Origin of the sequence: Aminiphilus sp., assembly GCF_029975095.1 — a bacterium.
In the GTDB taxonomy this organism is placed as follows: Bacteria; Synergistota; Synergistia; order Synergistales; family Aminiphilaceae; genus Aminiphilus.
The window spans coordinates 1-10,306 of the sequence record NZ_JARKPW010000063.1; the positions used below are offsets into that span (position 1 = coordinate 1).

General features: G+C 57.8%; 8 protein-coding genes. 3 read left to right on the top strand and 5 right to left on the bottom strand.

The window, feature by feature from the left end; genetic code table 11:
* Together Q1K49_RS03970 and raiA are read right to left on the bottom strand one after the other, a co-directional pair.
* A partial coding sequence (locus Q1K49_RS03970; protein ID WP_300523054.1) for a hypothetical protein occupies positions 1–211 on the bottom strand: 211 nt, incomplete at its 3' end.
* Positions 212–315: 104 nt separating this feature from the next.
* A complete protein-coding gene (raiA, locus tag Q1K49_RS03975; protein WP_213693054.1) occupies positions 316–867 on the bottom strand; it encodes a ribosome-associated translation inhibitor RaiA in 552 nt (183 codons plus the stop codon).
* 178 nt (positions 868–1,045) lie between these two features.
* Here raiA and Q1K49_RS03980 point away from each other — a divergent pair, with 178 nt between their 5' ends.
* A complete protein-coding gene (locus Q1K49_RS03980; RefSeq protein WP_300523057.1) occupies positions 1,046–2,236 on the top strand; it encodes a pyridoxal phosphate-dependent aminotransferase in 1,191 nt (396 codons plus the stop codon).
* A 455-nt stretch (positions 2,237–2,691) separates the two neighbouring features.
* Here the strand turns inward: Q1K49_RS03980 and Q1K49_RS03985 are convergent, their stop codons facing one another.
* Both Q1K49_RS03985 and rpsO read right to left on the bottom strand, forming a co-directional pair.
* A complete protein-coding gene (locus tag Q1K49_RS03985; protein ID WP_300523059.1) occupies positions 2,692–5,001 on the bottom strand; it encodes a polyribonucleotide nucleotidyltransferase in 2,310 nt (769 codons plus the stop codon).
* Positions 5,002–5,124: 123 nt separating this feature from the next.
* Positions 5,125–5,391, bottom strand: coding sequence for a 30S ribosomal protein S15 (rpsO, locus tag Q1K49_RS03990; protein ID WP_029166136.1), 267 nt, complete (start codon positions 5,389–5,391; stop codon positions 5,125–5,127).
* A gap of 287 nt (positions 5,392–5,678) precedes the next feature.
* Between rpsO and Q1K49_RS03995 the strand changes: the two genes are divergently transcribed.
* The gene (locus Q1K49_RS03995) at positions 5,679–6,362 is read left to right on the top strand and encodes a response regulator transcription factor (protein ID WP_300523061.1); all 684 of its coding nucleotides are present in this window, start codon (positions 5,679–5,681) and stop codon (positions 6,360–6,362) included.
* Between the two features lie 270 nt (positions 6,363–6,632).
* Positions 6,633–8,852 carry a diguanylate cyclase gene (locus Q1K49_RS04000; protein ID WP_300523063.1) on the top strand — a complete coding sequence of 740 codons (2,220 nt, stop codon included), beginning with the start codon at positions 6,633–6,635 and terminating at the stop codon, positions 8,850–8,852.
* A 93-nt stretch (positions 8,853–8,945) separates the two neighbouring features.
* Here Q1K49_RS04000 and Q1K49_RS04005 read toward each other — a convergent pair whose 3' ends face one another.
* Entirely contained in the window at positions 8,946–10,235 is a 1,290-nt protein-coding gene (locus Q1K49_RS04005) for a Do family serine endopeptidase (RefSeq protein ID WP_366146035.1), read from the bottom strand.
* Positions 10,236–10,306: the final 71 nt, after the last annotated feature.

Below are 10,306 nucleotides of genomic sequence, written 5' to 3' on the forward strand. Positions count from 1 at the left end.
TCCACCCCGCCCCGTCCCGAAGAAGAGGCACTGTGAGCCGATCGTCCCCGAGGGTCCGCTCGACCCATGCCGTCCCCTTGGCGCAGAGAAAACTGGTCCATGGATGTGCCTCGTGGGGACGAAGCGATACTTCTCCCGCAACGCATTCGGCCCGCATGACACAGCCGTCGGGACAATCATTGGGACATGCGGTGGTGCAGACGCGGGACATGGCCTCACCTCCAGGAATGTTCATATGGAAAAGAGGGGAGCCTCGGCTCCCCTCGCTCTGTCCGGATCTCGGAACCAGGGCCGCGATTTCGTCCCCAGCAGGAATCACTTCTCCGGCTGGAGAAGCCCGAAGTTCCCCTCTCTTCGCCGGTAAACCACATTGATCTCCCCGTTGTCGGAATTTCTGAACACGAAGAAAGTGTGCCCCAACAGGTCCATCTGCATGGTTGCCTCCTCGGGAGACATGGGGCGCACGGGGAAACGCTTAACCTTGACGATCTCCTCCTTCTCGACGGAGGCGGAGTCCTCTCCCAGAGGCAATGTGCTCTCCAAGTCGAAGGAAATCTCCGGAATCCCCTTCTTCAGGTGCGAGCGATCCCTCAGGTAATCCTTATGTCGTTTCACCTGGCGTTCGATGTTCTTGAGCGCCTTATCGAAAGCTTTTCTCATATCCGGAGCGTAATCCTCACCCCGCATGATCACGCCGTTCACGTTGGACGTGATCTCCACAACGAACATGCCTCGGCTGTGGTGGACCTCCACCTGCGTATCGAGAATGCGGTCAAAGAATTTCTCCAGTTTCTCGAGCTTCTTGTCCATCAAGTTGCGGATTTCGTCGGGCATCTCGATGTTTCTCGTGACATAGCGGATGTCCATGACTATCCCTCCTCTTCTCCTGCGGCGTTTCGTTGTACCTCGTATTGTATCACACTCGCCTTTCCCTTTCTTTGCGTTATAATCGCACCTGATGCGGGAAATGCCACCGCTCGAAACGCTCACTTGCCTCCATGCGGCAAGGCGAGACGACATGACAACAGGGAAGGGGCTGGAAACGATGAAGATATCCTCCCGCGCCGGACGACTCGAACCGTCGGCGACGCTCGCGGTGACCGGCAAGGCGAAGGCTCTCAAGAGCAAGGGCAAGAACGTGATCTCCTTTGGCGCCGGCGAGCCGGATTTCGCCTCTCCTCCGGAAGCACTTCGGTACGCCCGGGAAGCCATGGAGCGTGGGGAAACACACTACACCGCCGCCAACGGTATTCCCGAACTCAAGAAGGCCGTCGCGGAATACTATGCGCGCCGCTTCGACCTCATCTACGATCCTGCGGACATCCTCGTCGGCACCGGAGCGAAGCCCCTGCTCTACTACACGCTGGGCTGCATCGTCGATCCCGGTGACGAGGTGCTCGTCCTCTCTCCCGCCTGGGTGAGCTACGTGGAACAGATTCGTCTCCTCGACGCGGTCCCGGTGGAGGTCGACACGAGAGCAACGAACTACCTGCCCACTGTGGAAACCATAGCGCAGGCCATCACCCCCAGGACGACGGCGATCATCCTCAACAGTCCCTGCAATCCCACGGGCATGGTACTCGACCGGGACCTTCTCCGCGGCATCGGCAGGCTCGCCGAACAGCACGATTTGTGGATCATCTGGGACGAGATCTACGAGCGCCTCGTCTACGGGGAGACGGTACACCACAATCTCGTTCAGCTCATGCCGGAGCTTCGTCCCAGAACCATCGTGATCAACGGCGTGAGCAAGGCCTTTGCCATGACGGGCTGGCGCATCGGCTACGCCCTCGGTCCTTCGGCGGTGATGGAGAAGATCGCCGCCTTTCAGGGACACATCACCTCCAACGCCTGTTCCATCGCGCAATGGGCCTCCCTCGGCGCTCTTCAGGGAGGAGAGGAGGAGGTCCGCGCAATGCACGCCGTTTTCTCCGAACGCAGGGATCTCATGGTGAAACTCCTGCGGGACATGCCTCTCGTCACCTTCCCGGAGCCCAGGGGCGCCTTCTACGTCTTCGTGGATATCAGTGCCTGCATGGGCAAGACGCACGGACGAACAACCTTTCACGACGACATGGCTTTCTGTGAAAAACTTCTCGAATCCGAGCTGGTCGCTGCCGTTCCCGGAAGTGCCTTTCTCTGTCCGGAACACGTGCGCTTTTCCTATTCCAACGCCACTGAGGAAATCGTCGAGGGCATGGCCAGGTTCCGTCGCTTCCTGGAATCTCTTTCCTGAGAGACGTCGCTCTTCCTGCAGAAAACGATTCGAAGGCATGACGGCAACCACCTAAAGAATTGCGCTACGGTTCGGCGAGACGCAACCGAACGCGACCTCACAAGGACAGAACGAAGGCCTTCTCCGCGGAGAAGGCCCTCGTTTTTTACGTATGGAAAGCTCTGAAGAAAGGCCGTTCGCTTTTCCTTGACTCGGGTCGCATCATGCTCTGCGAGGCGCTCCGAGGGGCTGACGTAGCCTTATTCAGAGGTTTCTATGTTCGGAGAAAGTGGTGACGGGACACAGGCATCACCCTCGCGAGAGGTGACATCCACCCACACTCCGTCGAGAGCAGCCCGAAAATCAATCTTCCCACCACCGGAATCCTTTCATTGACACCCTGCCCGATGTTCTCCGCGAATTCACCTTATAAGGAAAAACGCACGTGCTTCGGTTCGGGCAAAGAGCGCCGAGGACTATTCCTCCCGGCGACGGGGCGGCCTGCCACCGCCTCTGTTTTGTGAGCCTCTCCGGTCTCGATCACCGAAGGAGCGATTTCCGTCCGAGCGCCCTCCGGAGCGCTCCGGACGGTCCTCTCCACTTCTCGGAGGACGCGTCGTCGCCACGGCGGCGATTTTCTCCTCCCGGTCCCGCTCCATGGCGAGAAGGTCCGCGAACCTGTTCTGCAGATCGAATTCTTCTGCCCGCTCAAGAAGCCGACGACGACTCAGGTTGACCCGTCCCATGTCGTCGATCTCCTTGACGATGACGAGCACGGGATCGCCGGGCTTGAGAATGTCGTCCACCTTGGGGACATGATGCGTGCTCACTTCGCTCACATGAAGCAGTCCGTCCTTGCCGGGAAGCAGCTCCACAAAGGCGCCGAAAGCCATCATGCGGACCACTTTGCCCGCGAAGACCTCTCCCGGCTGCACTTCACGGATGAGATCGTTGATGAGAGAGAGGGCGTGACGCGTTCCTTCCTCGGACACGGAGGCGATGAAGACCTTGCCGTCGTCCTGGATGTCGATCTTCGCTCCCGTCTGGGCCACGATGCTCCGGATGGTTTTTCCGCCGGGGCCGATGATGTCGCGGATCTTCTCCGGGTCAACCTGAATCGTGGTGATCCGAGGGGCAAAGGCCGAGAGCGAGTCCCTGGGCGTGGAAAGCACCTCATCCATTTTTCCGAGGATGTGGAGCCGCCCCTCCTTTGCCTGTCCGAGGGCGGCTTCCAGAATCTCCCGGGTGATCCCTCCGGCTTTGTTGTCCATCTGCAGCGCCGTGATGCCGTCACGGGTTCCGGCGACCTTGAAGTCCATATCTCCGTAGTGGTCTTCGAGCCCTTGAATGTCCGTGAGGATCTCCACCTTGTCCCCTTCCTTGATGAGCCCCATGGCAACTCCGGCGCAGGCTTTCACAAAGGGAACACCTGCATCCATGAGAGAGAGGCTGCCACCGCAGACCGAGGCCATGGAGCTGGATCCGTTCGATTCAAGAATGTCCGAGACGACACGGACGATATAAGGGAACTTTTCCTCCTCGGGCATGAGCTGCTTGAGCGCCCGTTCCGCCAAGGCACCGTGCCCGACTTCGCGTCTCCCCGGACCACGCATGGGACGCACCTCTCCTACGGAATAAGGGGGGAAATTATAGTGAAGCATGAAGCGTTTGGAGGGCTCGTCGATCTTCAGACCGTCGAGAATCTGCTCGTCTTCGCCCATCATGCCCAGAGTCGTCACGGCGAGACTTTGCGTCTCGCCTCTCGTGAACAGGGCGGAGCCATGACAGCGAGGGAGAACGCCCACCTCGACGGAAATGGGACGTACGTCGCGCATGCCCCTGCCGTCGGAACGGAAGCGCTCCTCGATGACGAGGGTGCGCATGGCCTTTTTCACCTGCTCTTCCACAGCGCACTTGATATACCAGGCGCTGTCGGGAAAGGTCTCACCGAAAGCGTCGAGCGCTTTCTGCCTCGCCGCGGAGATCGCCTCACCCCGGGGCTTTTTCTCATGAATACGAACGGCATTCCGGATGTCCTCCCGGAGCGTCTCCTCCACAAAACGGTCGATCTCGGGAATACGTACCGGAGCGGGAACGACAAGCTTCGGTTTGCCTATCTCCTCCCGCATTCTGAGCTGCGCGTCCACGATCTTGAGAATCTCCCGGTGCGCCAGCTCAAGGGCATCCACCATGATCTCCTCGGGCAACTCCTTCGCTCCCGCCTCCACCATGGTGATGCCCCCCGCATGTCCAGCCACGAGAAGATCCAGATCACTGCGGGGCATGTCCTGTTCCATAGGATTCACCACAAACTGTCCATCGATGCGCCCGATGCGTACGGCTCCGACAGGCCCTTCCCAGGGAATCTCGGAGATCGTCAACGCTGCGGAGGCGGCGTTCACCGCGAGGACGTTCGGTGGATTCACCTGGTCCACGGAGAGTACCGTGGAGACCACGTGCACGTCGTAACGAAGGTTGTCGTCAAAAAGCGACCGAATGGAGCGATCGATGACACGGCAACTCAGGATCGCCGTCTCCGAGGGACGTCCCTCGCGCTTGATGAACCCTCCGGGGATTTTCCCCGCCGAATAGTACCGCTCCTCGTAATCGACAAGGAGTGGGAAAAAATCGATGCCTGATCGGGGTGTTTCGGAGATGCACGCCGAAACGAGAACCACCGTCTCACCCTGTTTCGCCAGAATGGATCCGCTCGCCTGTTTCGCCAGTTTTCCGGTCTCGAAGGTGATGCTGCTTCCTCCGACCGCCACCTCAAAAGTTCTCGTCATTCTTTTCGCTCCTCCCATTCTTCAACCTGCTCGTTTTCGCCGCCAAGAAGCATAACACATGAAACACGAAAAACGAGAGCGGGATTTTCCCGCTCTCGTTCGTCCTTCGCTTCTCGGCCTCTGTCAGTGACGGAGCCCCAGCCTCTGGATCAGCGCCTGATAACGCCCGAAATCCCGGCTCCGCAGATAGGCGAGGAGTTTACGACGTTTGCCGACCATCTTGAGAAGACCTCTCCGGGAATGAAAATCCTTGGAGTGCACTTTCATGTGCTCGGTCAACTCACGGATCCGGTGAGTGAGGATAGCCACCTGCACCTCCGTGGAGCCCGTGTCCGATCCGTGCATGGAAAACTCTTCAATGATCTGCTGCTTGACTTCCTTTTGAATCATCGTCATCACCTCTGGAATTTTTCCAAGGGCCCAGCAGGAGGACGTTCCGATCCCCCGAGCACCCGGTACAGCGGATCATATCACGCACGCACCGGAAAGACAACGGCAATCGTGTCACCCCATCGTTCCGGATACTCCTCCGTTGGGTGTATTGCAAAAAACGATCCTGAATCAGTAAATTCTGCACTCGACATTTCTCCTATCCCGTGCTTTAATAATACAATAAACCTTAAAGGGAAGAAAGACAGAATCAGACTAAATGCTCTACGAGGGAGGCCCGATCCATCATGAAATTGCTTATCATCGAGGATAATCGCGATCTGGTTCAAGTGCTCGCAGAAGGATTCGCCGAACATGGATTCCGCGTGGAGGGAGCGAAGAACGGAGAAGAAGGACTGGCGGCGCTCACGCAAAACGAATTCGACTGCGTCATTCTTGACGTCATGCTCCCCGGCCGGGACGGTTTCGAGGTGGTCGAGAAAGTCCGCGAGGCGGGCAAGAAGGTTCCCGTCATCATGCTCACGGCAAAGGATGCCATTGAAGACAGAGTCGAGGGGTTGAACAGAGGTGCCGACGACTATCTCGTCAAACCCTTCGACTTCCGAGAACTCGTCGCCCGCGTCAACGCCCTCATCCGACGGAGTTCGGAGCAGCAGCGTCCCATCCTCAAGTGCGGCCCCCTCGTGCTCGATCCTGTGGCGAGAGAATGCCGCATCGACGGACAGCCTGTCCTGCTCCGCCGACGCGAGTTCGACATTCTCGAACTGCTCATGCGCAACGAAAACCAGGTTTTCAGCCGCGAACAGATCATCAACAAGGTTTGGCAGAAGGAGTACGACGGAACCAGCAATGTGGTGGACGTCCATCTCAAATATCTTCGGGATCGACTTCGCCCCTTCAATCTCGACGCCATGGTGGTCACCGTACGTGGCGTCGGATACAAGGTACACTGCCCAGAATTCGACATGTAAACCGTCGTTCCCGACGGCGTGTCCGCAAGCGCCACAGCAGCGGACACGCCTTTTTGCGTCACCGCTCCTTTCGCATGCCTGCTCCGGAAAAACGGCTTCCACCGCGAAGGAGTGCTCTTCATGCCTTGAGACAATTTCGGCGAACGCTGCCGTGTTCTCGGGAGCCCGGCGTCTGCGGACACTCCCCTCCGGATTTCGGACCCGGAAGGAGGTGTGTTCCTTCTCCGCAAAAGAACGCCCCCTAGCCCGTTTCGTCACGGAGAGATGATCATGAAGACAACTCCCTCACGAATAAACTATCTCGAAGAGCGGCTTCGTGTACTCGAGGCAGAATCCCGGGAAATGATGCGCGCCGTGGATCTTGCCGTGGAACTCAACAGCTCCCCTGTGCTCATAGACGAAACGACTACAGAAATCCTGATCTTGAAGGAAACAACAAAACGAATACGTTCCATCGCCCCCTTCAGCGCCCTCGGTTTCTATCTCCTCGAGGAGGAATCCGGCGCATTTTTCCCGGCATATTGTGATCCTCCCACGAGCGAGGCTTTTTTTGAAAAAGAGCAACGCCCACTCATTGAAGACCGGACTTTCGCGTGGGCTCTGGACAGAAAAAAAGCCGTGGTCGTCACCGCCTCGGACGGAAATTCCAGAATTCTCCTTCACACTCTGACGACCCAGAGCCACGTTCTCGGCATGTTTCTCGGAATTCTTCCCGGGAAAAAGGAAGCCCTCTCGGATACATCCATGGCGTTTCTCACCATGGTTCTCAACGCCTCTTCCGCCTACCTCCGCAATCTCCATTTCTACAAGGTAATTCTTCGCCTCAACGAGGAGCTTCACCAGAAAATCGCCGCTTTGAAGACCATGGAACGTCGCCTTCAGGTTCACCAGGCGGAACTGGAGCAAAAAGTCCTCGAAAGAACGAAGGAACTGGCGGAAAAGAACGCACGACTCCAGGTGGAAATGGATGCCAAGGAACGGATCGCCAAGGAACTCGGAGAAAGTGAGCTCCGCTACCGCAGCCTTTTCGAACACTCACCCATTTCACTCTGCGAGGCGGATTTCTCCGAAACCCTCACGTTTCTCGCGAATTTGAGAGAAGCGGGAATCTCCGACATGGAAGAGCACTTTCGGCACGTTCCGGAGGATATGCACCGATGCACCCGGACAATTCGCCTGCGCAACATCAACGGAGAGACGCGCCGCCTCTTCACTCTTTCTCCGACTGCTCCGGCTCCCGAAACTCTTCCGGAAATCCTGAACAAGGACTCTTTCCCTGTCTTCCTCCAGGGCGCAGCAGCACTCGCCCAGGGTGAGCGTTTTTTCCATGCCGAAACGACGCTTCGAAAAAAGGACGGTTCTCTTCTGCACGCGCTCCTCAGCTACGCCGTGGACCCGGGATACACCGATTCCTACGAGCGGGTGCACATTTCCGTCATCGACATCACAAAACGAAAATCCGCAGAGGAAGAGATTCGCTACCTCAGCTTCCACGACCCACTCACCGGACTCCACAACCGGCGTTTTCTCGAAGGCGAGCTCCACCGGCTGGACAATCCCCAGTTTTTTCCCCTTTCCGTTCTCCTGGGTGACGTGAACGGACTCAAGCTCGCGAACGATGCCTTCGGCCATCAGGAAGGCGACCGCCTCCTTCAGAGAGCGGCGGAGCTGATCCGTTCCTTCCTGCGCAAAAAAGACGTGGCGGCCCGCTGGGGAGGAGACGAATTTCTCGTTCTTCTGCCCAACACCTCATACCGCCAGGCAAAGACGATCGTGGACAAGCTCCACGAGGCACAGGGCAAGGAGGAGGGCGTTCGGGTGCCTCTGAGCATCGCTTTCGGCCTCGCCACAAAGGAAAGTACCGCCGAGGAACCGGATGCGACCATCAAGGAGGCGGAAGACTGGATGTACCGCAAGAAACTCGCCCAGCAGCGGAGCTCGCGGATCGCAATCATCACTTCCTTGGAACAGACCCTCATGACCAGCACCCCGGAAATCGAAGAGCACGCACTCCAGGTCTGGCAATACGCAAGGCAAATCGGCCGTTTCCTGGCCCTCTCTCCGGAAGAGATGATCCATCTCCAGCATCTCGCACGCTTCCACGATCTTGGAATGGTGACGATTCCCGCACAAATTCTCAATCGCCCCGGTCCTCTGACCACAGCGGAATGGGGCCTTGTGAAAAAACATCCTGAGACGGGATACCGCATCGCCCAGTCTTCCGCCACTGAAATCGTCGCCGTTGCGGAATTTATTCTGGCCCATCACGAACGCTGGGACGGGACGGGCTACCCATCGGGAAAACGAGGCGAAGCCATTCCATTGCTCTCCAGGATCGTTACCATCGCCGACTCTTTTGACGTTATGTTGCGGGGGCGCCCCTACAAGCCGGCGCTCCCCCGAGAAGACTCCTTGTCGGAACTCAAGCGCTGCGCGGGAACACAATTCGACCCACATTTGATGGAGGCACTTCTCGAAGTTCTGGAATGACCTGCCCTCGTCCCATTTACGCCCGTGAAACGAGACAAAAAAAGCGCCGGAGCCCGAGCTCTCCGGCGCTTTTTCCGATCCGTCACTCCTCGTCTACTCGGGGAGCCGCATGGAGACGAAGAATGTTCTTCCTTCCCTTTGTACCACGAGAACAATGGAACCCTTCACCCGTCCCAAAGCTCGTTTCCACGACGTGAGATCCTTTACGGCAGTTCCATTCACCTCGAGAATCAGGTCTCCCGCTTTCAGCCCGAGACGTTCCGAAGGTGAGCCACCTTCGACCTTGGTGATCACCACGCCCTCGTTTTCCGAAAGAGAATAACGTCTCCTCAGCTCTTCCGTGACGGGGTTCACGCTCAGCCCAAGCTTCCCCTCAAGGTCCGACGGTGCTTCCTCCGCAGCCTCTTCCGCCCCTGGAATCTCCTGGAGTTGGACGCGGATCGTCTCTGCTTTTCCCTTGCGCACGACATCAAGAACCACCGTGTCACCAGCGAGATGCCTCCTGATACCGAAAACGAGATCCTGATGTGTTTTCACGGGAATACCGTCCACGGAAAGAATCACGTCTCCCCTGAGCAAACCGGCCTTCACCGCAGGCGAATCGGCTTGGACATCCGCAACGAGAGCCCCCTCCGTCCCCTTGAGACCATACGCTTCCGCAATCTCCGGGGTGATGGGCTGGACATAGACACCGAGCCAGCCCCGCTTCACTTTTCCGAAACGGACGAGGTCATCCATGACTTGTTGCGCCATGTTGACGGGAATGGCAAAGCCGATTCCCTGTGCATAGGGAATGATCGCCGTGTTGATGCCCACGACCTTTCCGTCGAGGTTCAACAACGGTCCCCCGCTGTTGCCCGGGTTGATGGCCGCATCCGTCTGCAGAAATCCCTGAAAGCTCACATCCCCGGCGTTCACGCTCCGGTTTTTTGCGGAGATGACACCCACCGTCACCGAATGTTCGAGACCGAAGGGATTTCCAATGGCCACCACCCATTCGCCTACATCGATCCGATCCGAATCTCCCAGTTCGAGCACGGGAAAATCGTTCCCCACGACTTTGATGACCGCAAGATCAAAGGTCGGATCGCGTCCAACGAGCTTCGCTTCCAGTTCCCTTCCGTCAGACAATGTCACCGTGATTTTATCCGCTCTCTGAACCACGTGGTTGTTGGTGAGAATATAGCCATCCTTCGTCACCAGGAATCCGGAACCCTTGCCCCGCATGGGGACGGAACGGCTGAACCGTTCGAACTCCTCTCCGAAAAAGCGCCGGAAAAAGGGGTCATCCGCGAAAGGAAGGGGAACGCGGGAGCGCTGGACCATTGTCTCCGTGTCGATGTTCACCACCGCCGGAGAAGTCTCCCGGGCGATCTTCGCCACGGGATTGCCGCTGTAGACATCCTGAGCCTCTACGGGAAAGGGAACCAGCCCGAGAAGAAGTGCGGTAAACA

Excerpts from the sequence above, each read along its gene's own strand:
- raiA (WP_213693054.1), bottom strand. The coding sequence starts at position 867 with ATGGACATCCGCTATGTCACGAGAAACATCGAGATGCCCGACGAAATC.
- Q1K49_RS03980 (WP_300523057.1), top strand. The coding sequence starts at position 1,046 with ATGAAGATATCCTCCCGCGCCGGACGACTCGAACCGTCGGCGACGCTC.
- Q1K49_RS03985 (WP_300523059.1), bottom strand. The coding sequence starts at position 5,001 with ATGACGAGAACTTTTGAGGTGGCGGTCGGAGGAAGCAGCATCACCTTC.
- rpsO (WP_029166136.1), bottom strand. The coding sequence starts at position 5,391 with ATGATTCAAAAGGAAGTCAAGCAGCAGATCATTGAAGAGTTTTCCATG.
- Q1K49_RS03995 (WP_300523061.1), top strand. The coding sequence starts at position 5,679 with ATGAAATTGCTTATCATCGAGGATAATCGCGATCTGGTTCAAGTGCTC.
- Q1K49_RS04000 (WP_300523063.1), top strand. The coding sequence starts at position 6,633 with ATGAAGACAACTCCCTCACGAATAAACTATCTCGAAGAGCGGCTTCGT.